Consider the following 25,192-nt stretch of genomic DNA (forward strand, 5'->3'; position numbering starts at 1 on the left):
CGACCGCGACCGCAGGACACACGACCGCAGAACACACGACACCAGGACAGGCGCCCCCATGAAATGGTTCGACGACGGCGAGCTGCACTTCGCGCTCGGCATCGAGGACACCTTCGTTCCGCAGAGCCGGGCGGGCGAGCGCCCGATCGACGAATACGAACTGACCGACCACTACGCCCAGGTCGAGACCGACCTCGGGCTCGCAAAGGATGTCGGTGCGGAACTCGTGCGCTGGGGCGTGCCCTGGTACCGGGTGGCGCCGGAGGCCGGGCGCTGGGACTGGTCCTGGGTCGACAGGGCGATGGCCAGCTTCGAGCAGCTGGGCCTCCGCCCCGTGATCGACCTGCTGCACTACGGCACCCCGCTCTGGCTCGACGGCCAGTTCGCCAACCCCGACTATCCGCAGCACGTCGCAGAATTCGGCACCCGTTTCGCCGAACGCTACGGCTCGTTCGCCGTGGACTACACCCCGGTCAACGAACCCATGATCCATGCCCTGTTCTCGGGCGAGTACGCCTACTGGCCCCCGTACCTCTCGGGTCCCGACGGCCTCGCGAGGATCGCCACGTCACTCGCGAAGGGCTTCGTGCTCACCCAGCAGGGCATCGCCCGGGCTCTCGGCGAACGCGCGACCTTCGTGCATGTCGACGCGGGCATGCGCTACGTCGGTGACGTCGACGCGCCCGAGCATCGCGAGACGGTCGAGCGGCTCCGCCACCAGTCGTACCTCGTCGAAGACCTCGTGACGGGCGGCGTCGGCCCCGGGCATCCACTCGCCGGCCAGCTCGCCGCCGGTGGAGTCTCCGACGACGACCTGGCCTGGTTCGCCGCGAACGCGGTGCAGCCCGACGTGATGGGCGTGAACTACTACCCGCGGCACTCCACAGAGGTCTTCGAGGCCGGAGTGCACCACGGTGGAGGGTTCGCGGACTCACGGCCGTTCTTCGATGCCGGCACCGAGGGTCTCGCCGAGGTGCTGACGGCGTACGCCGCGCGCTACGGCGCACCCGTCATGCTCACCGAGACCTGCGTCACCGGAACCGTCGCCGAACGGCTCGAATGGATGGGCGACTCCGTCGCCTCCCTGCAGAAGCTCCGCCGTGCGGGTGTTCCCGTGGTCGGTTACACGTGGTGGCCGCTCTTCGACATGTACGAGTGGACGTACCGGCACAGCAACGGCCCGCGTGCCGACCACCTGCTCACGATGGGCCTCTTCGACCTGGTGGAGGGGGCCGACGGCCACCTCGGGAGGCGACGGAATCCGCTCGCCGACCGGTTCCGCCAGCTGGCAACGTCGACGCGTCATCCCTCCCTCCCCGTCTCCACTCCCGCCCCCGCCTGAAAGCGACCGCCATGCTCCACGCCCGCCTCACCGTCGACACCCGATCTGCGATCGGCCCCATCAACCGCCGCCTCTTCGGCTCGTTCATCGAACACCTCGGCCGTGCCGTGTACGACGGGATCTACGAGCCCGGGCATCCGACCGCTGGCCCTGACGGGTTCCGGCGGGACGTGATCGAGCTCGTGACGGAGCTCGGCGTGAGCGCCATCCGCTATCCCGGGGGCAACTTCGTGTCGGGGTTCCGCTGGGAGGACAGCGTCGGGCCGAGGGAGCTCCGGCCGCGCCGCCTCGACCTGGCCTGGCACTCCACCGAGACCAACGAGGTGGGGCTCGCCGAGTTCGATGGGTGGCTGAAGCAGGTGGGGAGCGAGCTGATGCTCGCCGTGAACCTCGGCACGCGCGGTGTGCAGGAGGCGCTCGACCTGCTCGAGTACGCGAATCTCGGTGGCGGCACCGCGCTCGCGGAGAAACGGATCGCCGACGGGCATCCGGAGCCCTACGACGTGCGGATGTGGTGCCTCGGCAACGAGATGGACGGGCCGTGGCAGCTCGGTCACCGCTCGGCCGACGACTACGGCAAGGTCGCCGCGCAGACCGCTCGCGCCCTCCGCTCGTTCGACCCGGGCCTCGAGCTCGTGGTCTGCGGTTCGTCGAGCGCCTCGATGCCGACCTTCGGGGAGTGGGAGCGCACCGTGCTGTCGCACACGTATGACGAGGTCGACTACATCTCCTGCCACGCCTACTACGAGGACCGCGGCGACCGGGGCGACTTTCTCGCCTCGGGCGTCGACATGGACCACTTCATCGAGTCGGTCGTCGCGACAGCCGACCACGTGCGGGCCGTTCGGGGCAGTTCGAAGAGGATCGACATCTCGTTCGACGAATGGAACATCTGGTACAACGAACGGTTCGAGAAGGTGGACAAGATCCAGGGCGTGGACAACTGGCCCATCGCGCCGCGCCTGCTGGAGGACAGCTACACGGTGGCCGATGCTGTGGTGTTCGGCAGCCTGCTGATCTCCCTGCTGAAGCACGCCGACCGGGTGACGAGTGCGTCGCTGGCACAGCTCGTCAACGTCATCGCGCCGATCATGACGGAGCCCGGCGGGCCGGCCTGGCGGCAGACGACGTTCTTCCCGTTCGCGGAGACCTCGGCGCACGCGCGCGGTGAGGCGTTGCGCGTCGCGGTGTCGTGCGACACCTATGAGACGGCGACGTACGGTTCCGTTCCGCTGGTCGACGCGGTCGCGACCCTGGATGCCGCCACCGGTGCCGGCGCGGTGTATCTCGTGAACCGGTCAGAGACCGAGGAGATCGAGGTGCAGCTCGACCTCGGCGGGATGGGCGATGACAGTTCCCTGGTCGCCCTGACCCTGCACTCCGACGACCCGACGGCTGCCAATACGCTCGCCGACCCCGAGCGTGTCGGGCTCGAGCCGAACACGTCGCTGCGTCACACGGCCGACGGGTGGTCGGTCGTGCTGCCCGCGGTCTCGTGGACGCAGATCGTCGTCTCCGGGCCTCGGCCCAGCATCGACTGACTCAGGTCGACTGACTCAGGTCGACTGACTCAGGTCGACTGACTCAGATCGACTGACTCAGGGCCGGCGGCGGCGGATGCGGATCGGGCCCTTCGCCGTCGACGGATCCACGACCCGCCCGCCCTGCGTGATCTCGACCTCGCCGGCCGCGACCAGGCGCCGGGCTGCCCGCCGCACGGGCTCCATCAGCGCCCGCCACTCGTCTTCGTCGCCGGTCATCGCCCGCACCACGTCGGAGGGGCAGATCGTCGACGTCGCAGGGCGTGCTGCCAGCAGGTTCCGGATGCCCGACTCGAGTTCCCGGTCGACGGCTGACACCTTGCGCCGCCGGCACGCGTCGCTGCAGTAGGTGACATCGTCCCAGTTGCGCTCCCACTTCTTCCGCCACTCGATGCGGCGCCCGCAGGAGGCGCAGGTCTTGTCGGCGGGAGGCATGGATCCATTCTCCGACCCGGTGCGGGGAGCGCGGGAGGGGTTGTGCTGCCGCGGACTAGTGTTCTGCGGCACGGCGTCGCCGGTCATCCGGAGCCTGCATCGGCTCCTCCACGAGCATGAGGCCCGAGGCGTTGTTCGCCGAATCCAGCATCGCCTCGACCCAGGCTCTGTTGAGGGGGCCCGTGCGGCCGGCGAAATGGAACCGCAACGGAATCGCCGGGTGCAGCCAGAGCACCGTGTGGCCGGCAGCGCCCCGACCCTGGTTCGAGAAGTGGAGCGCAAACGGCTCGCTGCGCTTCAGTTTGTCGACAATCGCGGCCCTCAGGTGGGCGAGTGTCCGATCGTCGAATTCGGCGATGGCGTCGGGACCGCCGTACATCATGCTTCCCACAGTGAACCTCCTCGGCATCGCCGACGATCGGCGCGCCCCATCGGGTGTCAGAAGTATTCGGAGCCGCCGCGCGCCGCGGATTGCGGCTGCCGCCCCGCGCCCAGCCGGCCCGGCGTTGGTACGCTGCTCGGATGATCACTGCCGGAGTCGACCTCGCGGCTGAACCGAAGGGCACGGCGCTCGCCGTGATCGAGTGGGGCGAGGCGCCTCGGGGCGGGGGCGGGGGCGGCCTGGCGCGCGCCACCCTCACCTCGCTCACGCTGGGTGTTGCCGACGAGCTGATCGCCGACACGGCCGAACGGGTCGACAAGCTCGGCATCGACTGCGCCCTCGGATGGCCCGACGAGTTCGTGCAGTTCGTCGTCGCGCACCACGGAGGAGAGACGTTCGACCCGGCGGTCGACGGCGGGATCGACTGGCGCCGCACGCTCGCCTACCGCGAGACAGATCGCGTGGTGCAGGAGCGCACGGGCCGGTGGCCACTCAGCGTCTCGACGGACCGGCTCGGGCTGACCGCCATGCGCGCGGCGGGGCTGCTCGCGCGGATCGCCGAGCGCGGCATCGCCGTCGATCGGTCGGGCGCCGGCCTCGTGGTCGAGATCTACCCGGTCGCTTCGCTCCGGCTCTGGGGGCTGGTGACCACCGGTTACCGGGCGGATGTCGCGCGCCGCGCCGAGCTCATCGACGACCTGCTCGCCGCTGCGCCCTGGTTCGACGTGCGGGGCTTCCGTTCGCTGATGCTGGGCTCGACCGACGCCTTCGACGCTGTCGTCGCGGCGCTGGCCACCCGTTCAGCCGCCATCGGGCTCGCCGACGAACCGGGCGAACGGATGCTCGCGCGGGCCCGGCGCGAAGGGTGGGTCGCGCTGCCGACCGGGTCGCTGCAGTCGCTCGTCGAGCCGGGCTGAGGCGCGGCTGGGCTGCTTCTACTGGGCCGCTTCTACTGCGCGGCGGGGCGGGCCGCCATGCGGCGGGCCGACCGTTCTGCGCGGCGACGCTGCCACCACGAGGTGGCTCTGGCGAGCATCCGGCGCAGGAAGGCGTTGAAGCGCCGGGCCACGGCGAACTCGGTTCCGAGAACGGCGAACCCGAGGAAGACGATCAGCCAGCCCGGTCCGGGGAGGGGGATCAGCACGATGCCGACGAGCACGATCGCGATGCCGACGACCGCGAGGGCGAGCAGGTAGGCGAACCGCAGGCGCGGGTGCCGCTCGATGTAGGCGCGGCGCCTCGCGAGCCAGAGCCGGAAGGGATGCCGGGGCGAGCTGCCCTCGGCCGCACTGCGTTCCACGGCGGTCGTCATGGCCCCCACGTTAGGAGTCGTGGCTGGGAAATGCACGACACCGGGGAGGACGCCCAGCGCTTGCCCAGCCGGGGGGCTACGCTTCGGCGGAAGCGGGGGTCGCTTTCTTCCTGCGCCGCCAGAACGGGGGCTTCCGGGGCGGATCCGGCTGCTCGGGGTGGTTCCACACCTTGACGATGGCCCACGAGACGGCCGCGATCGGCACGGCGAGCACGGCCCCGACGATGCCGCCGAGGATGGTGCCGGCGGTGAGTGCCACGAGGATCACCAGCGGGTGCAGTTTCAGCGAGTTCGCCATCACCACGGGCTGCAGCAGGTTGCCTTCGAGCTGGTTGACGATGATGACGATGATCACCACGAGGAGGGCGATGTACGGACCGTTGGCGACCAGCGCGACCAGGGCGGCCAGCACGCCGGCGAGGGTCGCTCCGACGATCGGGATGAACGCGGTGACGAACACGATGACCGCGAGCGGCAGCGCCAGCGGCACCCCGAGCACGGCCGCGCCGGCCCCGATGAAGACGGCATCGACGAAAGCGACGATAGCGGTTCCGCGGACGTAGCCGCCGAACGTCTTCACGGCGGTGCGCCCGATCCGTTCCCCGCGTTCGCGCCGGTAGCCGCGGAACGGGCGGAGGAAGAACGCCCAGATGCGGTCGCCGTCCTTCAGGAAGAAGAACAGGATCACGATCGCGAGCACGGCGCCGGTGAGCACGGAGCCCGCTGCGGAGACCCCCGCGATGGCTCCGGTTCCGAACTGGCTGCTCGTCACGAAGCCGACCACGGCGTCGCGCGCGGAGTCGAACTGCTCCTGGCTGATGTTGAAGGGCCCGTTCTGCACGAACTGCTGGAGCTGGTTCACGCCTTCGACGGCCGACGACGAGAGCTCGTCCCACTGCCCCTCGACCGCGAACACGATGAGCGTGATGATGCCGCCGAACACCACGATGCCCGCGATGAGCGTGGCCCAGGAGGCGAGGGCGGCGGAGAGCCCGCGCTTTCGGAGGAACGAGATCACCGGGCTGAGCGCCGACGCGAGGATCAGCGCGATGAGCACCGGGATGACGACGAGCTTCAGCTGCACCAGCGCGAACACGATCGCCCCGGCGAGCACGAGCATCACGATGACCTGACCGCTCCGGATGGCGACCTGGCCGAACTTGTCGGTCAGCAGGTCCCGCAGGGAGGGCCTCGGGGAGCCGGTGGGGTCGGCTGCGCTGTCGGTTCCGGATGCTGCGGGCGGGGCGTCGGGCCGTTCAGCGCTTGTGGAGGGCATGCGCCAAGCCTAGGGCGGGAGCATCCGGAGCACCGAAGTGGTTGCCGGGACTTGACAGGCGCTCAGCACTCCGAACGCCGCGGCGAGCCGTGACGACGGGCCGGAAATCACCGATAATCGGGTCATGACCGACTCGTCGAACTCTGCCCGCCTCACCATCCGCGGTGCCGGCCTGGCCTACACCGATACGGGAGCCGAGGGGCTGCCGGTCGTCGTCGACGCCCACGGCCTCACGTCGAGCCGGGCGTCGGCCATCGCGACGACGATCGGGGACTACCGGGCCGTGGGGGAGGCGGGCGCCCGGCGCCTCGTCTCGTACGACGCCCGTGGCCACGGCGAGTCGGATGCCGGCACCGATGCACCCCGCCCCGAGGACTTCGCGTGGGACGCCCTCGCCCTCGACCTGCTTGCGGTGGCCGACCGGTTCTCGCCCGATGCACCCGTCTCGGGCATCGGCCTCTCGATGGGTACGGGAACGCTCCTGCACGCCGTCGTGCACCTGCCCGGGCGCTTCGACAGGCTCGTGTTGAGTGCGCCGCCGACGGCCTGGCAGACACGTGCGGCGCAGGTGGACATGTACACCACGATGGCCGAGACGATCGAACGGTTCGACAGCCCGGAGGAGGCGGCGGCGGCGTTGCAGGCGATGTTCGGAGCCGCCCCCGTCCCTGCCGTGTTCGCGGATGCCCCGGGCTGGCCGCCCGCGCCGGCGGTGCCGATCGGGCTGCTGCCGACGGTGTTCCGGGGGGCCGGGCTGTCGGATCTGCCCCCGTTCGAGCAGCTCGCGGAGATCACCCAGCCCACACTGGTGCTGGCGTGGGAGGGCGACCCCGGGCATCCGGTGTCGACGGCGGAGAAGCTCGCCGAACTGCTGCCGAACGCCGAACTCGTGGTGGCTTCGACGACGGCGGCGATCCAGGGCTGGGGTGCACGGGCGGCAGCCTTCCTCTCCTGACGTGCGGTCTTCCGGGTGAAAGAGTCGCCCGTCAACTGTTGTTGCGTCAATCATTGAGCTAGGCTGTTTTCATGACAGAACAGCGCTGGCTCTCCGACGAGGAATCCCGCGCGTGGAAGAAGTTCATCGCCGTCGTGGAGCTTCTGCCGGGGACGCTCGACTCCCAGCTGCAGCGGGACGCCGAACTCACCCACTTCGAGTACTTCACTCTGGCGATGCTCTCAGAGGCCCCCGAGCACACTCTGCGGATGACCGCGCTCGCGGCGGTGACCAACTCGACCCTGCCGCGGCTGTCGCACGTCGCGAGCCGGCTGGAGCAGCGCGGGTACCTCCGCCGGAGCCCCTGCGCCGAAGATCGCCGGGCCACCAACGCCTCGCTCACAGACGCGGGTTTCGAGAAAGTTGTGCACACGGCTCCGGGCCATGTGGGCACGGTCCTGGCGAACGTGATCGCCCCGCTCGACCCGGCCGACGTGCAGGATCTCGACCGGATCATGGGAAAGATGCTGAAGAAGCTCGATCCCGAGAACAGATTCAAGGCGCAGGGCGCCGATTCTGCCGCCTAGCGCTGCCCGCCCCGCCCCGTCAAGCGCCGCGATGGGCGAAGTGCCATCCCAGCCGTGAGTGCTAGACATGGACCATGAAGAACAAAGTCGCTTTCGTATTCGTCGCCCTCGTCGCGTTCCTTGCCTACACGCTCGGCGCGAAGGCTGGTAAGGCCCGCTACAAGGAGATCAGCTCGGCCGTCAGCAGCTTCTGGAACGACCCGAAGGTGAAGAAGGCCCGCAAGCGTGCGCTCAGCGACGCGAAGAAGGCCACCGAGTCGGCCGCGAAGAAGGCCGAGAAGGCCGCCAAGAAGCGCTTCGCCTGATCTCTGGATGGCCTCTGCCGCTCAGGTGGCGCGGGCCAGTGTGACCCGGGTCACATAGGGCATCGTGTACGAGTCGTGCCCGGAGAGATCCGGATGTTCGTCCAGCAACTGCTCGACCGCACGCACGACCTCGGCCCGGGCATCCGGCGCCAACGCGATGATGTAGCTGCGTGACGTCACCATCGCAAGGAGTTGTTCGCGTCTGAGCGGGTTGTCCCAGAAGAAGTCAGCGTGGGAGACCGTCGTCAGGGGCTTCGAGACCGGGGGCGTGACGCTGTCGTACTGCTCGGCGGCGGAGGGTTCGATGATCCCGGTGAGGCGCGAGACCCAGTCGACGCTCTCGTCGCGGATGTTCCAGACGAGCGCCAGCGTGCCGCCCGGTTTCAGCACGCGGGCGGCCTCCGCCGAGGCGGCCGGGACGTCGACCCAGTGCCAGGCCTGCGCGAACGTCACGAGGTCGGCGGAATCATCCTCGAGAGGCAGGCGCTCGGCCGTTCCCCCGAACGTCTCGACGGCGGGGAACTTCTCGCCGAGCGTGCCTCGCATCGTTTCATCGGGCTCGACGGCGACCACCCTCGCGCCGTGCCCGAGCAGTGATGCCGTGAACTTGCCGGTGCCCGCACCCACGTCGACGAAGGTACGGGCATCCGGGTCCGCCGGGGCGAGCTCCGCGAGGATCCAGTCGATCGCCTCAGCGGGGTAGCTCGGGCGGCCGAGTTCGTAGGCGCCGACGGCTCTGCCGAACGAGAGGGCGTGCTCTGTGTCTCGTGTCATGGTGCTTCCAGTCTAGGAATCACGAGAGCAGAATGGGGCGATGGCAGTCGAGACCCGTCACCTCAGCATCGGCATCCAACGCCCCGCGGGCGAGGTGTACGCCTTCGTGCGGGAACCGTCGAATCTGCCCCAGTGGGCTTCCGGGCTCAGTGCCGGCATCCGGCAGGTCGACGGCCGGTGGGTCGCCGACTCCCCGATGGGCGAGGTCGAGGTGCGCTTCGCCCCGCCGAACGACTTCGGGGTCGTCGACCATCTGGTCACCCTGCCGGGCGGCGAGACGTTCGACAACCCCATGCGCGTGCTCGCAGTGGGTAGCGCCGCCGAGGTCGTCTTCACGCTGCTCCGGATGCCCGGGGTGACCGACGCGGACTTCGAGCGCGACGCGGCGACCATCCTCTCCGACCTCGCGGTGTTGAAGCGCGTGCTCGAGGGGTAGCCGCCGCGCCGTGCCGCGCCCTGTTCGGCCCGACTCCGGCCCGCCTCCGATGTCAGGCCGCGAGGGTGCGGAGGGTGTCGGCGGCCGGCGTCGTCGGGTGGCCGATCAGGGACGAGAGGTCGTCGGACGACTTGTCGAGCGCACCGGTGGCGATGTTCGCATCGAGGCCCGCCACGAAGCCTGCGGTTCCCTCGTCGAGGCCGGCGGCCAGGAGAGCGGCGGTGTGGGCATCCGTCGACAGCGATTCGAAGCGCACGTCGCGGCCGAGCACGTCGCTGAGGATCGCGGCGAAATCGGTGCCCGTCCAGGCGGTGTCGCCCGAGAGTTCGTAGACCGCGCCTTCGTGCCCGTCGGTGGTCAGCACGACCGCGGCCGCTTCGGCGTAGTCGCTCCGCGAGGCGCTCGCGACGCGGCCCTCACCCGTGCTCGCGGCATAGACGCCGGTCTCGGCGACCTGGCTGAGGGTCGAGGCGTAGTTCTCGGTGTACCAGTTGTTGCGGAGGATCGTGAACGGAACCCCGGAAGCCCGCAGGTACTCCTCGGTCGCCTTGTGCTCGGGAGCCAGGATCAGGTCGGTGCTGTCCGCACGGGGGGCGCTCGTGTAGACGATCCGCGAGACGCCGGCGGCCTTGGCCGCGTCGATGGCGTTCCGGTGCTGCTGCAGGCGTCCACCGACGTCGCTGCCGGAGACGAGCAGGAGAGTGTCTCCGCCCTCGAACGCGCTCGCGAGCGTCGCGGGGTCGGAGAAGTCGATGACGGCGGTGCGCACGCCGAGGCTCTTCAGGGCATCCACCTTTTCGGCGTTGCGTCCGGCGGCGACGATGTCGGCCGGCGCGATGCCGCGGGAGAGGAGGTGGGTGAGGGTGAGGCGGCCGAACTGGCCGGTTGCTCCGGTGACGACAATGGACATGAGTGCTCCTTGGGACGGTTCTGGTGTTCGGCCGGCGCGGGCCGACTGTGGCTGACGAAGGGTGCAACGAGCAGGATGCCCGACTACTTCCCACAGGGAGGTACCCACTTTTTGGTAAGTTACTAACCATGTCCATTGTTGCGGAACCCGCCTCGGCCGCCGCGGTGCGCGCCGCCATCCTCCCCGTCGACCCGTTCCAGGCGAACTGCCCGAGCCGGGTCGTGCTCGACCATGTCACGAGCAAGTGGGGCGTGCTGGTGATCGTGGCGCTCGCCGACCAGTCGCAGCGCTGGGGGGAACTGCGGCGGAGCATCCAGGGCATCAGCGAGAAGATGCTCGCGCAGACCCTCCGCACCCTCGAAGCCGACGGGCTCGTCGTGCGGACGGTGCAGGGCACGGTACCGCCGCGGGTCGACTACGAGCTCAGCCCGCTCGGCCACGATCTCGCCGGCCGCCTGCTGCCGCTCGTCGCGTGGGTCGGCGAGCACGCGGCCGACATCGTCGCCGCCCCCACTCCTACTCCCGCCCCCGCGGTGTGATCGAAACCCCGAAAGTTGTCGCTCTGGGCGACGGATACCGACAATTTTCGGGGTTTCGACGGCGCTAGGGGGAGGGGGTGGTGGGGCGCGCGGCTGTGGCGGCGCGGGATGCCTCGAGGTACTCCATCGCGTCGGCGAGGCGGAAGCGGCGGTGCGTGCCGCGGTATTCCACCGGGATCGTGCCCTCGTTGGCGAGCCGCAGGAGGTAGGTCGCGGAGATGCCGATCAGCTCGGCTGCCTGCGAGGTGGTGAGCAGGGCATCCGTCGACCCGACCACCACGGACTGCCCCTCGGCGAACCGCTGCAGCAGATCGCGCACAGCGTCGCGCACGGCAGGCGGCACGGAGAGCTCCACCCCGTCGATGCTCATCGAGGCGTCGCGGGCGGTGCGCGAGCGGGAGCTGGGTGAAGCAGACGACTTCGGCGCGGATTCGCCGGGCGAAGGGATGCTCGAAAGCGCGGCCCCGATCCGCTTCGCCGCTGCGGGCTCGACGGCCTCGGTCGCGCGTTCCCTGAGCAGTGGCATCCGGTCTCCTCGCGTCGCGGTCGCGCCCGCCCGGCGCGCCTCCATCGTACGGGCCCTACACTCGGGGCTGTGACCCCGAAGCCAGCCGCCCGGAAGCCCGCCGCCACCCGCAGAGCACCCGCCGCGAAGGCCGTGCCCACACCGCTCGTCGACTTCGAATCGCTGCCGCCCGAGCAGCTGAACGCTGCACCGGTCGACGGGCTGTTCTCGGGCGACAGCCGCGAGCGTGAGCACTACGATGGCGGAGACGCGGGTGAGGTCGACCTCACCGGATGCTCGTTCCTCGAGTGCCGTTTCACCGGGGTCACGCTCACCGACGCCGATCTCCGCGCCAGCCGGTTCATCGAGACGGTGCTCGAGGCGCCGTTCGCCCACACGCTGAAGGCCGCGCGCACCACCTGGCGTGACGTGCGGATCCACAACCCCCGCTGGGGGTCTGCCGAGTTCTTCGACGCCGAACTCGACTCCGTGCACCTCGTGGGCGGCAAGATCGACTACCTGAACCTCCGCGGGTCGCGGCTGAACAACGTGATCCTCGAGGAGTGCACCATCACCGACCTCGACCTCGGGGATGCGCGGGCCGGCCGCGTCGCGCTGGTGAATTGCCGCATCGGAACGCTCGACGTCACCCGGGCATCCTGCAGCAGCGTCGACCTCCGCACGAGCGAGTTCCAGGCCGTGCACGGTGTCGAGGGTCTCGCCGGCACCATCGTCGACGGGCTGCAGCTGTCGCAGTTCGCACCGCTGTTCGCCGAGCATCTCGGGGTGCGGGTGGAGGGGTGAAGGCGCGAGTTCGTTAGAGTTGGAGCCGAACCGGCACCGGTTCGAAACCGCGCACTCCGTCACCTGTATACCTGTAGGGAACACCCCACCATGGCCCAAGAGCCCCGCGAACAGTCTCGCCTCGACGCCGTCATCGCCCTCGCCCAGCACCGGGGGTTCGTCTTCCCGTCGGGCGACATCTACGGCGGCACCCGGTCGGCGTGGGACTACGGGCCCCTCGGTGTGGAGCTGAAGGAGAACATCAAGCGCCAGTGGTGGAACACGTTCGTGCGCGGGCGCCGGGACATGGTCGGGCTCGACTCGGCCATCATCCTGCCCACCGCGGTGTGGGAGGCGTCCGGCCACGTCAAGGTGTTCAGCGACCCGCTCACCGAGTCGCTCGTGACGCACAAGCGGTACCGTGCCGACCACCTGTTCGAGCAGTACGAGGCCGAGCACGGTCATCCGCCCGTCAACGGGCTCGACGACATCCCCGATCCTGAGCACCCGAAGAAGATCGGGCAGTGGTCGCCGATCCGCCAGATGAGCGGGATGATGAAGACCTACCTGGGCGTCGTCGACGACGAGACCGGGCTGCACTACCTGCGGCCCGAGACTGCGCAGGGTATCTTCACCGACTTCGCGGCGGTGCTGCAGACGTCACGGAAGAAGCCGCCGTTCGGAATCGGCCAGATCGGCAAGGCGTTCCGCAACGAGATCACGCCCGGAAACTTCATCTTCCGCACGCGCGAGTTCGAGCAGATGGAGATCGAGTTCTTCGTCAAGCCCGGCGACGACGAGGAGTGGCAGCAGACCTGGATGGACCTCTGCTGGGCGTGGTTCACCGATCTCGGCATCGACCCCGAGAACATCCGCTTCTTCGAGCACCCGAAAGAGAAGCTGTCGCACTACTCCAAGCGCACCGTCGACATCGAGTACAAGTTCGAGTTCACGGGCAGCGAGTGGGGCGAGCTGATGGGCGTCGCGAACCGCACCGACTACGACCTGAAGACGCACTCGGAGACCAGCGGCAAAGACCTGTCGTACTTCGACCAGACGACGGGTGAGCGGTACATCCCGTACGTCATCGAACCGTCGTTCGGTCTGACGCGCGCGCTGATGGCCTTCCTGGTGGACGCCTACGACGAAGAGGAGGTTCCGAACGCCAAGGGCGGAACCGACAAGCGCGTCGTGCTGCACCTCGACCCGCGCCTCGCGCCGGTGACGGTCGCCGTGCTGCCGCTGTCGCGGAACGAAGCCCTCTCGCCGCTCGCCCGGCAGGTGGCGGATGATCTGGCCGGCGAGTGGAACATCGAGTTCGATGACGCCCAGGCCATCGGCCGTCGCTACCGCCGGTTCGACGAGATCGGCACGCCGTTCTGTGTCACCGTGGACTTCGACTCGCTCGAAGATGCGGCTGTCACCGTGCGCGACCGCGACACGATGAAGCAGGAGCGCGTGCCGATCGCCGAGCTCCACGCGCACCTCGCGGGTCGGCTCCGCCGCGCCTGACCCCCGCTTCCCCCCCCATCGAGTGGGCAGTTTGGGCCCCAAAGCCGCAATTTTGGGGCCCAAATCGCCCACTCGATGAGATCAGAGGAGGGCGAGGCGCTTGGTGAGGCGGTCGACCTTCTTGCGGGGGCCGACGATACTCAGCACGCCTGATCGCAGGTCCGCTGCCGAGGTCGCGGCGAGTTCGGTGAGGTAGCTGTCGTAGACGCGGTTGGTCTGCGCCGACTGCGGCATGTCGGTGAGATGGACGGTGCCGGGGGCGGTGGCGGCGTCTGCGGTGAGCGAGGTGGTGGCCGAGGTGGTGGCCGCGGTGGGATCCGAGGCCGCCGCGTTCAGCTCCAGTACTGCGGCGCGCACCGCGAGCAACTCCTCTGGCGTCGCAGCGAGGATCGAGCATCCGGCCCACGGCAGCCCGGGATGCTCGGCGCCGTCGGCATCGAGGCCGCTCGGCCCGAGCATCCCGCCCACCGACGCGCCCACCGACGCAGCGACGCACGCCGCCGCGTTCACAGCGAGCCCGGCGGGCAGGTCGCGGTCGACGATGATGACCCATTTGAGGCGGGCCGAACGCGTCGACTCACTCGTGGTTATCTCGTGCGACTCGAAGGCGGGGGCGGATGTCGCGGCGGGGGTGCTCATGGATGACCTCTGTTCGTGCGGACTGGTGCGCCCATGCTAGGCAGGCATACGATCGAGGGGCAACTCATCCGTACGACATACGGAAAGGACCTTCACATGCCGACCTTGGACGAACTTGATCAGGCGATCGTGCGCGAACTGCAGCAGGATGCACGGCGCACCAATCGCGACATCGCCGCCGCCGTCGGGGTGTCGCCGACAACCGCGCTCGACCGCACGCGCAGCCTGCGTGACCGCGGTGTGATCACCGGCGCCGCCCTCGAGCTCGACCTCGCCGCCATCGGACGGCCCGTGCAGGCGATGATCGCGGTGCGTATCCGGCCGCCTTCGAGGCGTCACATCGAAGGGTTCCGCAATTGGGCGCGCGGCCTGCCCGAGGTACTCGGGGTCTTCGTGACCAGCGGCACGGAGGATTTCCTGCTGCACCTGGCGGTCGCCGACAACGACAGCCTCTACGCCTTCGTCATCGACCGGCTCACCGAGCGCCCCGAGGTCGCCGACGTGCGGACATCCGTCGTTTATGAGCACTTGCGGAACACCGCTATCGAACCGCTCTGACCCGCTTGACATAAGAAGCTTGTAAGCGCACAATAATTGTGTGTTTACAACTGTTGAACCCCCTGCCCGCGGAGCCCGCCCCCGGATGATCGTCAACCGTGAACTGCGCACGGGCAAGGCATCGCCCAAGGGCCTGGTGCTCGCGATCTGCTGCCTGAGCCTGTTCATCGTGTCGATGGACGTGACGATCGTGAATGTGGCGCTGCCCTCCATCCGCGTCGACTTCGGGGCGTCGGTCTCCGACCTCCAGTGGGTGATCGACGGCTACACCCTGACGATTGCGAGCTTCCTGCTGCTCTCCGGCTCGATGGCCGACCGGTTCGGGCGTCGCCGGGTGTTCCAGATCGGCCTGGTCGTCTTCAGCCTCGGCTCACTGCTCTGCAGCATCGCGCCGAGCATCGGCTTCCTGATCTTCGCGCGCGTGCTGCAGGCCCTCGGCGGCTCGATGCTGAACCCCGTGGCGATGTCGATCATCACCAACACCTTCACGGGTGCCAAGGAGCGGGCGCGCGCGGTCGGCGTCTGGGGCGCGATCGTGGGCGTCAGCATGGCGTTCGGCCCGCTGATCGGTGGCGCGCTCACCGAGAGCATCGGCTGGCGGTCGGTGTTCTGGGTGAACGTTCCGGTCGGCATCGCCGCGATCATCCTGTGCGCCGTGTTCGTACCAGAGTCGCGTGCCGCGGTCGCCCGCCGGCTCGACCCGCTCGGCCAGCTCTTCGTGGTCGTGGCGCTCGTCTCGCTCGTCTTCGGCCTGATCGAAGGGCCGAGGCAGGGCTGGTCGAATCCTCTGATCATCGGCCTGTTCCTGCTCGCGGCGGTCGCCGTCGCCCTGCTCATCCGGCACGAGGGTCGTACGCGTGAACCCTTCGTCGACCTGCGGTTCTTCCGCAGCATCCCGTTCAGCTCGGCGACGATCACCGCGGTGAGCGGGTTCGCGGCCTACGGGGCGTTCCTCTTCGTCAACGCGCTCTACCTGCAGGATGTGCGGGGGCTCTCGGCCTTCCACACCGGCCTCTACATGCTGCCGCTCGCCGTCGCGACGCTTGTCTGCTCACTCATCTCAGGTCGCCTCGTCGCCCGGTTCGGCACCCGTCCCTCGCTCGTGCTGGCCGGTTCGCTGATCGCGGCCAGCGCCCTGGTGCTGACCACGCTGACCATCGACACCCCGAACGTGGTGCTGCTCGGCGCGTACGTGCTCTTCGGGCTGGGATTTGGGATGATCAACGCACCGATCACGACGACAGCGGTCTCCGGCATGCCCCGCTCCCAGGCGGGCGTGGCCGCCGGTCTCGCCTCGACCAGCCGGCAGACGGGCGCCTCCATCGGTGTGGCGCTCGCCGGAACCGTGACGGCGGCGGGCGCGGCTGGCGTGATCGGGGCACCGTTCGCCGTGGCGACTCATCCGCTCTGGTGGATCGTGATCGGCTGCGGGGCGGTCATCGTGATCCTCGGCATCGTGTCGTCGTCGGCGTGGGCGCGCCGCAGCACCGAGCGCATCGCGCACCTGCTCGCCGACGAACCCGCCGCAGAGACGACGCCGCCGCAGGCGGAGTCCGTCGGCACAGCGAAGAGTGTCCAGACGCAGGGGAGCGTTCATGACTGACCGGACAGATGAGGTGTGGGCGTCGATGCTCGACATCGTGACGCACAACCTCGAGGACTGGCGGAGCGTTGTCTCCGAAGCGGTCGGGCTGCCGTTCAGTCGCGTCCGTGTGATCCGGCGGCTGTCCGCCGCGCCGCTGACGATGGGCGGCCTGGCCGACGCGGCGGGAATGGATGCTCCCGCTGCCAGCGTCGCCGTGAATGACCTCGAGCGGCGGGGCCTCGTGGTTCGCGCGACGGATCCGTCGAACCGGCGGGTGCGGATGGTCGCGCTGACGGCCGAGGGGCGCGAGATGCTCGATCGTGTGCATGCTGTGCGCCCGGTCGCGCCGCCCGAGTTCACCGTGCTCGGCTCCGCAGAGCTCGAGGTGCTGGCGGGCATCCTGAGCCGCGTCGAGGACGCCGCGGAGCTGACTCGCGCCTGAGCCCGCGCGTCCGAGCCGCGTCCCGACCGTGCCGGGGGCGTAATCTCGACCTCGACGATGGTGTGTGGAACGAGCAGTGGGAGGCTTCGATGAGAGCGATCCGGTACGACACGTATGGCGGGCCCGAGGTGCTGCAGCAGGTCGAGGTCGAGGTTCCGACCCCGAAGCCGGATGAGGTGCTGGTGGCCGTGCGCTTCGCCGCCGTGAACCCGTTCGACCTGAAGCTCCGCTCCGGGGCTATGGAGGGCATGGTGAAGGTCGCCTTCCCGGTGACGCCCGGCAGTGAGATCGCGGGGGTGGTCACCGCCCTCGGCGCGGAGGTCGCCGACAGCGCAGAGCTCGCCGTCGGCGACGAGGTCTTCGGCTGGGCGACGAGCGGCGGATACGCCGAGTTCGCGACGGCCGCGGTCGTCGCCCGCCGCCCGCAGGGGCTCCGGGAGGAGATCGCAGCCGCGCTTCCGGTGGCCGGTGAAGCGGCTCTCCGCGGCCTCCGCCTGCTCGGGCTGTCGGCGGGCGAGACGCTCCTGGTGCACGGGGCGGCCGGCGCGGTCGGATCCCTCGCGGTGCAGCTCGCGGTCGCCCGGGGCGTGACCGTCATCGGCACCTGCAGCGAGAAGGACGCGGAGGCCGTGCGCGAACTCGGTGCCCATCCCGTGCGCTACGGCGACGGGGTCTTCGAGCGTGTGCGCGAACTCGCGCCCGAGGGCGTCGACGCGGTGCTCGACGCGGCCGGGGCGGGGGACCTGCCCGGCTCGATCGACCTGGTGGGCGGCACGGAACGCGTCATCACCCTGGCGGATCCGGCGGCGTACGGCCTCGGCGTGACCTTCTCGTCGGGCGGACGCAGAGACCAGACTCCGGATGCCCTGCGGCAGCTCGCCGACGCGGCCCTGTCAGGGGCTCTCGTTCTGCCGCCGGCGCGGCATCTGCCCCTCGCGGAGGCTGCCGAGGCGCATCGCCTGGTCGCGGCGGGAGGCCAGCGGGGCAAGGTACTGCTCGACACCTGAGCGGAGTCGGAGGCGCCCGGTCAGACCATGTCGGCGAATTCGGGCAGCTGGCTGCCGATCGATCGGGCTTCGATCTCCCGCCATGACGTCTGGAGGGCATCCACCGCCCGCTGCGTCTCCCTGGGGGAGTAGTTGATCGGCAGGCGGAGGAACCGCTCGAAGGCTCCGCCGATGCCGAAACGGGGGCCGGCGGTGAAGAGCACGCCGTGGCTGCGGGCCGTGAGAACCAGTTGTGAGCTGACCGGCCGGCCGATGTTGACCCATGCGCAGAGGCCGCCGTGCACAGCCGGGAGGCTCCAGCCGGGCAGGCTCCGGCCGAGGGCGGCGTAGAGTTCGTCGCGACCGCTTTCGAGCTGGCGGATGCGAGCCGGCAGCAGTTCGGCCGTCCGCCGCACCAGTGTGGCCGTCACCAGCTGTTCGAACAGGGCCGTTCCGATGTCGACGGAGGCGCGCACCGCCAGGAGGCGGCGGACCATCGACGTGTCGGCCCGGAGCCAGCCGATCCGGAGCCCGCCCCAGAAGGTCTTGCTGGCGGATCCAAGCAGGATCGCGTCACCGTATGCCGCGAGGGGCATATAGGGTTCGCCATCTGCTGCGGCGGGCCGGTCGATGTCGAGTTCTGCTGTTGTCTCGTCGGCGACCAGCACCGTGGCGGAGGCGGCAGCGGCGGCCACCAGCCGGCGACGGAAGGACGGACTCATCGACTCGCCGGTCGGATTGTGGAAGTCGGGCATGACGTAGGCAATGGTCGGCGCGGACTGGGCGAGAGTGTCGAGCAGGGCATCCTCGTCCCAACCGGAGCCTCCGGTGACCGTCACGGGGAGCAGCCTCGCCCCGGCGGCCACGAGAGTGTCGGCGGCGTGCGGGTAGGTGGGTGTCTCGACGATCACCCGGTCGCCCCGGGAGAGAAGCGCGCGGGCGATGAGGCCGAGAGCATTCAGGGCGCCGGACGTCACCATGATCTGGTCGGGTTCGGTCGGCAGGCCGCGCTCGGTGTACCGGTCGGCGATGGCCTCCCGGAGTGCCGGCAGGCCGTGTGCCTCGTAGCCGAGGGTGCCGAGCAGGGGGACGATGTCTGCGGCGGCCTGCTGCATGGCCTCAGCCACGCCCGCCGAAGCCGGCAGGGCGGCCTGGCTGAAGTTCAGGGGGGCGAGGTCGACGCCGCGTGGCTCCGCCCACGACGCGGTGGGGGCCAGACGCGGCCGAGGGCGTGGCGCTCCCGCGGAGACAGACGTGACGGCGCCGCCGGCACGCCCGCCCGGCTCGACGAGCCGCAGGGCCGGAGGCTGCACGGAGCGGGGCACCGGGTGGATCGAGGCTCTGTCGTCTCCCGGCAGCCGGGTCACACTCCCCGACCCGCGCACACTGCTGAGGTACCCGGCCTCCCTCAGCTCGCGATAGGCGGCCGCGACGGTGCTGCGGCTCAGCCCGAGCCGCGTCGAGAGCTCGCGTTCTGCGGGGAGCCTGCTGCCCACGAGGACGCGACCGTCGAGCACGAGCAGGCGGATCCTGTCGGCGAGGGCGCGGTAGGCGGGGCCGTCGCCCGTCCAGTCCCCCAGCAGAACGGTGAGGGAGCGTGCGGTCACATGGAGAGTCGCCATGAGTCCACTTTACCCAAATTGGCCTGTTGTCACCAGCCACTATTGGCTCTTTACTGAGAACAGCGGCATCCAATCCCTGCTTTCACGCCGTGTAATTTCAGAAGTGGAGTGGTTGATCGTGTTCTTTCTCGCCATACTGGGTCTCATTGGCCTGATTGCAATCGCCTGCACGGTGTACGCCGTGCAGACCGACGGCTACGGTTCCCGCAGAACCATTTCGTATGACGGCGGTGAAGTCTGATGCGCGCCAGGCCGTTCCGCCAGGTCGACGTCTTCTCGGGCGTCCCGTACCGCGGCAACCCGCTGGCCGTGGTGCTCGACGGCGAGGGGATCGAGGATGCCGCGCTCGCGGCCTTCGCGAACTGGACGAACCTCTCGGAGACCACCTTCGTGCTCCCGCCGACTCCCGAGGGTCGAGCCGGCGGCGCCGACTACCGCGTGCGGATCTTCACCCCGGCCCGCGAGTTGCCCTTCGCCGGGCATCCGACCCTCGGAACCGCGCACGCCTGGCTCGAGGCGGGCAACACGCCTCGCGACCCGGGCACGGTCGTTCAGGAGTGCGGTGTGGGGCTGGTCGAGGTTCGCCGGCACGACGACCGGCTCGCCTTCGCCGCTCCCGCGCTGAGGCGATCCGGGCCGGTCGAACCGACCGACCTGGCCGTCTTCGCCGATCTGCTCGACATCGACCCCGCCCGGATCGCCGACTCCAACTGGATCGACAACGGCCCCGGCTGGGTCGGCCTGCTGCTCGAATCCGCCGCCGACGTGCTCGAGCTCGAACCCCGCCTCGCGGAGCTCAACGGCAGGAGCATCGGCGTGGTCGGTCCCTACCCCGGAACCGGTGAGCACGAGCACCCGCAGTTCGAGGTGCGCGCCTTCGCCGGCAGCGCGGGCGTGGGCGAAGACCCGGTCACCGGCAGTCTCAACGCGGGCCTGGCCCAGTGGATGATCGGGGCGGGCCACGCGCCGGAGCACTACCTCGCGGGCCAGGGCGGCCGGCTCGGGCGGAACGGCCTCGTTCACCTCGACCGCATCGACGGGCAGGTGTGGGTGGGCGGCAGAAGCACCACGTGCATCACGGGCACGGTCATCCTGTAGCGAGGAGCCGGGCGCACCCCGCGTGGGAAGATGAGATGTGACCGCCACCCGCCCCGCCCGCCTGCACCCCCGGCGGTGGCGGTGGCTGATCGTCGTGGTCGCGGCCCTGCTGGTGCTGACCCTCGCGGCCGTCATCACGGCCGCCGTGCTGGTCAAGCGGGCACCGACCGTGGCGGCTCTCGCCGACGCGCAACCGGGTGCCTGGTCGAGCGTCTCGCTCGGCGACCCGGCCCGGAACGCCGACGGCTCGGCGTACAACCTCTTCGTGCGGCCCGGTTCCAGCCAGAACCTCATCGTCTTCTTCGGCGACGGCGGCCTGAACTGGAACGCGGGGACGACCCTCGAGCCCATCACCCCGCAGTCCAGCCTGTTCGGTGGTGGCGGCAACTTCTACACGAACAACGTGCCGTTCTACGAGCTGAACACCTTCGGCGGGCTGCTCCGCACCGACGCTGACGCGCCCTTCGCCTCCTCGACGATCGTGTACGTGCCGACGACCACCGGCGACCTGGGTGTCGGCGACGCGCAGAACGTCACGATGACCACCGTCGACGGTCCGACGGCCACGGCCGACTTCAACGGCTACAACAACACGACCGCCGCCCTCGACTGGGTCTACGCGAACGTCGCCGACCCGGCGAGCGTGCTGGTCGCGGGAGCCGGTACGGGCGGACTGAACGCCGCGTTCTGGCTGGGCCCGATCGGCGACCACTACGGCACCGCGCCGCTCGTCGAGTACTCCGACAGCTCCTTCATCACCGCGACGTCGCTCGACTACACGATCGAAGGTCTCTGGGGCTCGCAGTTCGAGAAGCGTTTCGGCTTCGCGCCGGGTGCCGATCCGCTCGGCGCGGCCGTGGCCCACAACCAGTCCCGGTTCGGCAGCCGCCTCACCTCGCTGGTGTCCCAGACCGTGCTCGACAAGACCCTCGCCGGTTTCTCGGCAGGCCTCGACGACGGCTACTACACGCCTCAGGCGGGCGCGGACTGGAACTACGCGATGAAGTCCGCGTTCCGCACGCTCAGCGGATCCGCCGTCGGGGCGTACGTCTACGTGACCGACACCGGCGCAGACGGGAACGGTGAGACGCGGCACGTGCTCTCGACGGTCGACACCTTCCAGACCGACCGGCAGAACGGCATCACCGTCGAGGAGTGGCTGGCCGCGGCCGTGCTGCAGGGGCATCCGGAGTCCGTCGGCGCAGAGCTGCTGCGCCGGTAGCGTGCTGGCCCGTGCCGCCCGAACAGGTGGTTGACTGGACGAATGGATGCCGCACCAGACCCCTCCGCCTACATCGACGACTTCGCCCGGTTCATCAGCGCTTCGCCGTCGTCGTACCACGCGGCGGCTGAGGCGGGCCGGCAGCTCGAGCAGGCCGGATTCACCCGGCTGGTCGAGACCGAGCAGTGGTTCGGGGCGGGCGGTGGCCCGGCCGGGCGGTTCTTCGTCATCCGCGACGGCGCGATCGTGGCCTGGGTCACGCCGGAGGGCGCCGGCCCGACGAGCCCGTTCCGCATCGTCGGGGCGCACACCGACTCGCCCGGCTTCAAGCTGAAGCCGAAGCCGACCATCGCCTCGAACGGCTGGCTGCAGGCCGGGGTCGAGGTCTACGGCGGGCCCTTGCTGAACTCCTGGCTCGACCGCGAACTCGAGCTCGCCGGGCGGCTGGTGACGCGGGACGGCCGGGAGCACCTCGTGCGCACCGGTCCGTTCCTGCGGATCCCGCAGCTCGCCATCCACCTCGACCGCGACGCGAACGCCGGGCTGACCCTCGACCGCCAGCGCCACACCGCCCCGGTCTTCGGCGTCGGGGACCTCGGCACGGCCGACCTCGTCGGGCACCTCGCCGGGCTCGCGGATGCCGCACTCACCGGTGCCGACGTGCTCGGCTACGACATCCTGACGGCCGACACCGCGGCGCCTGCCCGGTTCGGCCAGGGCGGCATGCTCTTCGCGGCGGGGCGGATGGACAACCTGAGCTCGGTCTACGCGGGGCTCCGCGCGCTTCTGGATGTCGCGGCCGACGGCCACGCGGACGGAACAGCACCCCACACCAGCGTGCTCGCCGCCTTCGACCACGAAGAGCTCGGCTCGGAGTCGCGGTCGGGTGCGAGCGGACCGCTGCTCGACGACATCCTCAGCCGCATCGTGGCGGCGCTCGGTGCGACCGTCGAGCAGCGGATGCGGGCCTACGCCGGCTCGTGGTGCGTCTCGGCCGATGCCGGGCACTCCGTGCATCCGAACTACCCGGAGAAGCACGACCCCGTGAACCGGCCCGTCGCGGGCGGGGGACCGCTGCTGAAGATCAACGGCAACCAGCGGTATGCGACGGATGCGCACGGTGCGGCGCTCTGGGCGATCGCCTGCCGGGAGGCCGGTGTGGCGTACCAGGAGTTCGTGTCGAACAACACGGTGCCGTGCGGGTCGACGATCGGCCCGCTCACGGCCACCCGCCTCGGTATCCGGGTGGTGGATGTCGGCGTGCCCCTGCTCTCGATGCACTCGGCCCGCGAGCTCGCCCACGTCAACGACCTCGCGGCCCTCCGCCTGGCCCTCGCCGCCTTCCTGGCCCCGGCCGCCTGACCCCCGCCGCCCGACCCTGCCCCCCCCCCGCCAAAGCCGTCGGGGAGTCAGAAAGTGCCCCAAAACCGGAGTTCTGGGGCACTTTTCGACTCCCCATGCGCGGAGCGCGCAGGGGAGCGGGGGGGGGGGGGGGGGGGGGGAGACGGGCGGGTCAGCCCTTGAAGACGTCCTTGACGTTCTCGCCGGCCTTCTTGGCGCTGGCCGAAGCCTGGTCGGCCTTGCCCTCGGCGACCTTGGAGTCGTCGTTGGTGATGTTGCCGACGGCTTCCTTCGCCTTGCCGGCGAGGTCCTGGGCGGCGTTCTGGATCTTGTCTGATGCACTCATGGGAGTCATCCTTTCTGTTGGTGATCTGTGGGTGGTGTGGCCAGGGGAGGCTCAGGCGAGCCGGGTCGCCCCGGCCGTTCGGGTGCGGAAGCCGCCGCTGACCTGGATCAGCGCCGGAATGCTGGTGCCGAGCAGCTCGTCGAGGGCGAGAAGCTGCGCCTCGACGAGGTCTTTCGCGTCGGCGGGTGAGACCCCGCGCCGGCAGGAGACCGACACCTTCAGCACCGACGTGCCCTTCACGGCGTACGTCGAGACGTGCGAGCCGACGAGTTCGGGCCGGGAACTGAGCGAGTCCTGAAGGAGGTGCTCAGCCACCGAGGAGTCGACGATGGTGCGGCCGTGCTCGGTGGGCGCGTCTGCAAGCAGTTCACGGGTGTGCCCGCGCCCCTGCCGCACGATGAAGACCACGAAGAGCACGATGAACAGCACGGCGATGGCGGCGGCAGCGATCCAGAGCCAGCTGTGGCCGGTGCCGGCCAATGGTGTCGCCTTCAGCCAGTCGGTCACCGTGTTCTCTGCGCCGGGTGCCTGGTCGGCGAAACCGGTCTGCACCGACGGAAGGGCCCCGACGGCGAGGGCGCCGAGCCCGACGACGAGCAGGACAAGCCCGGCAAGCAGGATGACCGCGCGGTTCGCGCCGCGATTGGTGCTGTTCATGCTCCGACCTTTCCGTTCGAGCTGATGACGATGCGCGACCGGATGCCCGGCTTCAGTGCGTACGCCGCGAGCTGTTCATCCACCGCGCTGGCCACTGCGGCCTTGTCGACCGAGCTGCCCGACGCGGGGGTGACGTGCACCACCGCGGTGCGGTGCGTGACCGTGACGCTGGTGTTGTCGGGGCTGATGTTGGCGGCGCGGGCGGCGTGCCGTGCCAGTGCCGACGCGATCACCTCGTTGTCGATGACGGTCGCGGACCGCTCCGACGTGAGGGTGTGGCGTGCCCGGCGGGCACCCGAGAAGGCGGTGATCACGAAGACCAGGCCGACCAGCGCGACGACGATGCCGCCGGCGATCAGCGTCCAGGACGGGTAGCTGGGCGCATCCGTGACCCCCTGCGCCAGGGTGGCCGGAGCCGCGAGGAGCGGTGCGGCACCCAGCACGCGGAGCACGGACTCGACACCCAGGTAGGCGAGCACCAGGATGGCGATCACCGCGAGCACGATGGCGAGACCCGAGAGGGGCGAGTGCGTCTCGCGCCGGTTCAGCCGGCGATAGAGCGAGGTGGTGCTCATGAGACGCGCCCTTCTCTCTGGAGGTCGATGCCCGTGAGCCGCACGGTGACGGTGGAGATGTCGGAACCGCTCAACTCCGTACCGCGAATCCGGATCTGCTTTTGGGCGGAGGCCGCTCGTTCGAGGAGGGAACCGCCCGTGCGGGCGACGATCCCCGGCTCAGCCGTGACCCGGGTGAGCGGTACCACGCCGAGCGGCGAGCGAACCGTCACTGCGAGCCGGCCGGAGGAGTCCGCCAGATCGATGCTGACGGTGCGCGCGTCGACGCCCAGAGCATCTGCCGCGACGGCCGCGATGAGCCGGTCGAGGGCCCTCGCGGTGACGCGGGTGTGCCCCAGGGTGGCCGGACTCATGACGACGAACGCTTCCCTCTGAACGCGCCGACCACCGCGGAGAGGTCGAGCTTGCCTTCGATGACACGGCCGACGATCGCGCCGATCGCCATGGCGAACGCGACGAAGACGAAGGCCCAGAACCCGAAGGCGACCCAGGTCAACGCGAGGACGGCACCGATCGCGATGCCGGCGCGGGTTGCTGTGGAGGACATG

At 69.8% G+C, this 25,192-nt stretch carries 32 protein-coding genes; 18 read left to right on the forward strand and 14 right to left on the reverse strand.

What is annotated here, in order from left to right; translation table 11 throughout:
- Positions 1-58 precede the first annotated feature (58 nt).
- Positions 59-1,342, forward strand: coding sequence for a family 1 glycosylhydrolase (locus FB464_RS15075; RefSeq protein WP_246093085.1), 1,284 nt, complete (start codon positions 59-61; stop codon positions 1,340-1,342).
- Positions 1,343-1,353: 11 nt separating this feature from the next.
- Complete coding sequence (gene arfA, locus FB464_RS15080; RefSeq protein ID WP_116416313.1) at positions 1,354-2,883, forward strand: arabinosylfuranosidase ArfA; 1,530 nt, start codon at positions 1,354-1,356, stop codon at positions 2,881-2,883.
- Positions 2,884-2,940: 57 nt separating this feature from the next.
- Here arfA and FB464_RS15085 read toward each other — a convergent pair whose 3' ends face one another.
- Complete coding sequence (locus FB464_RS15085; RefSeq protein ID WP_116416312.1) at positions 2,941-3,318, reverse strand: DUF2256 and DUF3253 domain-containing protein; 378 nt, start codon at positions 3,316-3,318, stop codon at positions 2,941-2,943.
- Positions 3,319-3,373: 55 nt separating this feature from the next.
- The gene (locus FB464_RS15090; RefSeq protein WP_116416311.1) at positions 3,374-3,700 is read right to left on the reverse strand and encodes a DUF7882 family protein; all 327 of its coding nucleotides are present in this window, start codon (positions 3,698-3,700) and stop codon (positions 3,374-3,376) included.
- Positions 3,701-3,840: 140 nt separating this feature from the next.
- Between FB464_RS15090 and FB464_RS15095 the strand changes: the two genes are divergently transcribed.
- Positions 3,841-4,617 carry a DUF429 domain-containing protein gene (locus tag FB464_RS15095; RefSeq protein WP_116416310.1) on the forward strand — a complete coding sequence of 259 codons (777 nt, stop codon included), beginning with the start codon at positions 3,841-3,843 and terminating at the stop codon, positions 4,615-4,617.
- A 32-nt stretch (positions 4,618-4,649) separates the two neighbouring features.
- Here the strand turns inward: FB464_RS15095 and FB464_RS15100 are convergent, their stop codons facing one another.
- Together FB464_RS15100 and FB464_RS15105 are read right to left on the reverse strand one after the other, a co-directional pair.
- Positions 4,650-5,012: a TIGR02611 family protein gene (locus FB464_RS15100; RefSeq protein ID WP_116416309.1), complete on the reverse strand. Its 363-nt coding sequence runs from the start codon at positions 5,010-5,012 to the stop codon at positions 4,650-4,652.
- 76 nt (positions 5,013-5,088) lie between these two features.
- The gene (locus FB464_RS15105; protein WP_116416308.1) at positions 5,089-6,288 is read right to left on the reverse strand and encodes an AI-2E family transporter; all 1,200 of its coding nucleotides are present in this window, start codon (positions 6,286-6,288) and stop codon (positions 5,089-5,091) included.
- A 124-nt stretch (positions 6,289-6,412) separates the two neighbouring features.
- Here FB464_RS15105 and FB464_RS15110 point away from each other — a divergent pair, with 124 nt between their 5' ends.
- From FB464_RS15110 to FB464_RS15120, 3 genes are all read left to right on the forward strand, one after another.
- Positions 6,413-7,243: an alpha/beta fold hydrolase gene (locus FB464_RS15110; RefSeq protein ID WP_116416307.1), complete on the forward strand. Its 831-nt coding sequence runs from the start codon at positions 6,413-6,415 to the stop codon at positions 7,241-7,243.
- Positions 7,244-7,314: 71 nt separating this feature from the next.
- The gene (locus FB464_RS15115) at positions 7,315-7,809 is read left to right on the forward strand and encodes a MarR family winged helix-turn-helix transcriptional regulator (RefSeq protein WP_116416306.1); all 495 of its coding nucleotides are present in this window, start codon (positions 7,315-7,317) and stop codon (positions 7,807-7,809) included.
- A gap of 74 nt (positions 7,810-7,883) precedes the next feature.
- A complete protein-coding gene (locus FB464_RS15120) occupies positions 7,884-8,114 on the forward strand; it encodes a hypothetical protein (protein WP_116416305.1) in 231 nt (76 codons plus the stop codon).
- A 21-nt stretch (positions 8,115-8,135) separates the two neighbouring features.
- Here FB464_RS15120 and FB464_RS15125 read toward each other — a convergent pair whose 3' ends face one another.
- Positions 8,136-8,888: a class I SAM-dependent methyltransferase gene (locus FB464_RS15125; RefSeq protein WP_116416304.1), complete on the reverse strand. Its 753-nt coding sequence runs from the start codon at positions 8,886-8,888 to the stop codon at positions 8,136-8,138.
- A 40-nt stretch (positions 8,889-8,928) separates the two neighbouring features.
- Here FB464_RS15125 and FB464_RS15130 point away from each other — a divergent pair, with 40 nt between their 5' ends.
- A complete protein-coding gene (locus tag FB464_RS15130) occupies positions 8,929-9,324 on the forward strand; it encodes an SRPBCC family protein (RefSeq protein WP_116416303.1) in 396 nt (131 codons plus the stop codon).
- A gap of 52 nt (positions 9,325-9,376) precedes the next feature.
- Here FB464_RS15130 and FB464_RS15135 read toward each other — a convergent pair whose 3' ends face one another.
- Entirely contained in the window at positions 9,377-10,234 is an 858-nt protein-coding gene (locus FB464_RS15135) for an SDR family oxidoreductase (protein ID WP_116416302.1), read from the reverse strand.
- 128 nt (positions 10,235-10,362) lie between these two features.
- Here FB464_RS15135 and FB464_RS15140 point away from each other — a divergent pair, with 128 nt between their 5' ends.
- Positions 10,363-10,773: a winged helix-turn-helix transcriptional regulator gene (locus FB464_RS15140; RefSeq protein ID WP_116416301.1), complete on the forward strand. Its 411-nt coding sequence runs from the start codon at positions 10,363-10,365 to the stop codon at positions 10,771-10,773.
- A 64-nt stretch (positions 10,774-10,837) separates the two neighbouring features.
- On the opposite strand, the gene FB464_RS15145 is transcribed toward FB464_RS15140, so the two are convergent.
- Complete coding sequence (locus FB464_RS15145) at positions 10,838-11,299, reverse strand: helix-turn-helix domain-containing protein (protein WP_116416300.1); 462 nt, start codon at positions 11,297-11,299, stop codon at positions 10,838-10,840.
- 69 nt (positions 11,300-11,368) lie between these two features.
- On the opposite strand from FB464_RS15145, the gene FB464_RS15150 reads away from it, so the two are divergent.
- On the forward strand, positions 11,369-12,082 hold the full coding sequence (locus FB464_RS15150; RefSeq protein ID WP_116416299.1) for a pentapeptide repeat-containing protein: 714 nt from the start codon (positions 11,369-11,371) through the stop codon (positions 12,080-12,082).
- 90 nt (positions 12,083-12,172) lie between these two features.
- A complete protein-coding gene (locus FB464_RS15155) occupies positions 12,173-13,573 on the forward strand; it encodes a glycine--tRNA ligase (protein WP_116416298.1) in 1,401 nt (466 codons plus the stop codon).
- Between the two features lie 81 nt (positions 13,574-13,654).
- Here the strand turns inward: FB464_RS15155 and FB464_RS15160 are convergent, their stop codons facing one another.
- On the reverse strand, positions 13,655-14,212 hold the full coding sequence (locus FB464_RS15160) for a DUF2000 domain-containing protein (RefSeq protein WP_116416297.1): 558 nt from the start codon (positions 14,210-14,212) through the stop codon (positions 13,655-13,657).
- Between the two features lie 96 nt (positions 14,213-14,308).
- Between FB464_RS15160 and FB464_RS15165 the strand changes: the two genes are divergently transcribed.
- The 4 genes from FB464_RS15165 to FB464_RS15180 all read left to right on the forward strand — a co-directional run bounded on the left by FB464_RS15165 (position 14,309) and on the right by FB464_RS15180 (position 17,804).
- Positions 14,309-14,770 (forward strand): Lrp/AsnC family transcriptional regulator, encoded by a 462-nt coding sequence (locus FB464_RS15165; protein WP_246093086.1) that lies wholly within the window; start codon positions 14,309-14,311, stop codon positions 14,768-14,770.
- Between the two features lie 40 nt (positions 14,771-14,810).
- Positions 14,811-16,373, forward strand: a complete 1,563-nt coding sequence (locus FB464_RS15170; RefSeq protein ID WP_246093087.1) for an MFS transporter — start codon at positions 14,811-14,813, stop codon at positions 16,371-16,373.
- A complete protein-coding gene (locus tag FB464_RS15175; protein ID WP_116416295.1) occupies positions 16,366-16,797 on the forward strand; it encodes a MarR family winged helix-turn-helix transcriptional regulator in 432 nt (143 codons plus the stop codon). The genes FB464_RS15170 and FB464_RS15175 overlap by 8 nt, the downstream gene beginning before the upstream one ends.
- Before the next feature lie 89 nt (positions 16,798-16,886).
- Positions 16,887-17,804, forward strand: coding sequence for an NADP-dependent oxidoreductase (locus tag FB464_RS15180; RefSeq protein ID WP_116416781.1), 918 nt, complete (start codon positions 16,887-16,889; stop codon positions 17,802-17,804).
- 20 nt (positions 17,805-17,824) lie between these two features.
- Here FB464_RS15180 and yczR read toward each other — a convergent pair whose 3' ends face one another.
- Positions 17,825-19,405: a MocR-like transcription factor YczR gene (gene yczR / locus FB464_RS15185; RefSeq protein ID WP_116416294.1), complete on the reverse strand. Its 1,581-nt coding sequence runs from the start codon at positions 19,403-19,405 to the stop codon at positions 17,825-17,827.
- On the opposite strand from yczR, the gene FB464_RS15190 reads away from it, so the two are divergent.
- From FB464_RS15190 to FB464_RS15205, 4 genes are read left to right on the forward strand one after another with little or no spacing between them, the layout of a single operon-like run.
- On the forward strand, positions 19,404-19,646 hold the full coding sequence (locus FB464_RS15190; RefSeq protein ID WP_142206730.1) for a hypothetical protein: 243 nt from the start codon (positions 19,404-19,406) through the stop codon (positions 19,644-19,646). The genes yczR and FB464_RS15190 overlap by 2 nt on opposite strands.
- Positions 19,646-20,503 (forward strand): PhzF family phenazine biosynthesis protein, encoded by an 858-nt coding sequence (locus FB464_RS15195; protein WP_116416293.1) that lies wholly within the window; start codon positions 19,646-19,648, stop codon positions 20,501-20,503. Before FB464_RS15190 ends, FB464_RS15195 begins: the two co-directional genes overlap by 1 nt.
- Positions 20,504-20,540: 37 nt before the next feature.
- On the forward strand, positions 20,541-21,725 hold the full coding sequence (locus FB464_RS15200; protein ID WP_116416292.1) for a hypothetical protein: 1,185 nt from the start codon (positions 20,541-20,543) through the stop codon (positions 21,723-21,725).
- A gap of 42 nt (positions 21,726-21,767) precedes the next feature.
- The gene (locus FB464_RS15205; RefSeq protein ID WP_116416291.1) at positions 21,768-23,087 is read left to right on the forward strand and encodes a M18 family aminopeptidase; all 1,320 of its coding nucleotides are present in this window, start codon (positions 21,768-21,770) and stop codon (positions 23,085-23,087) included.
- A 151-nt stretch (positions 23,088-23,238) separates the two neighbouring features.
- Here the strand turns inward: FB464_RS15205 and FB464_RS15210 are convergent, their stop codons facing one another.
- The 5 genes from FB464_RS15210 to FB464_RS15230 are packed head-to-tail and all read right to left on the reverse strand — an operon-like array spanning position 23,239 to position 25,191.
- On the reverse strand, positions 23,239-23,412 hold the full coding sequence (locus tag FB464_RS15210; protein ID WP_116284587.1) for a CsbD family protein: 174 nt from the start codon (positions 23,410-23,412) through the stop codon (positions 23,239-23,241).
- 51 nt (positions 23,413-23,463) lie between these two features.
- Positions 23,464-24,069, reverse strand: coding sequence for a hypothetical protein (locus FB464_RS15215; RefSeq protein ID WP_116416290.1), 606 nt, complete (start codon positions 24,067-24,069; stop codon positions 23,464-23,466).
- Complete coding sequence (locus FB464_RS15220) at positions 24,066-24,644, reverse strand: hypothetical protein (RefSeq protein WP_116416289.1); 579 nt, start codon at positions 24,642-24,644, stop codon at positions 24,066-24,068. Before FB464_RS15220 ends, FB464_RS15215 begins: the two co-directional genes overlap by 4 nt.
- On the reverse strand, positions 24,641-24,997 hold the full coding sequence (locus FB464_RS15225) for a hypothetical protein (RefSeq protein WP_116416288.1): 357 nt from the start codon (positions 24,995-24,997) through the stop codon (positions 24,641-24,643). Before FB464_RS15225 ends, FB464_RS15220 begins: the two co-directional genes overlap by 4 nt.
- Complete coding sequence (locus FB464_RS15230) at positions 24,994-25,191, reverse strand: DUF2273 domain-containing protein (protein ID WP_116416287.1); 198 nt, start codon at positions 25,189-25,191, stop codon at positions 24,994-24,996. The genes FB464_RS15225 and FB464_RS15230 overlap by 4 nt, the downstream gene beginning before the upstream one ends.
- Position 25,192: the final 1 nt, after the last annotated feature.

This window comes from Subtercola boreus (genome assembly GCF_006716115.1).
In the GTDB taxonomy this organism is placed as follows: Bacteria; Actinomycetota; Actinomycetes; order Actinomycetales; family Microbacteriaceae; genus Subtercola; species Subtercola boreus.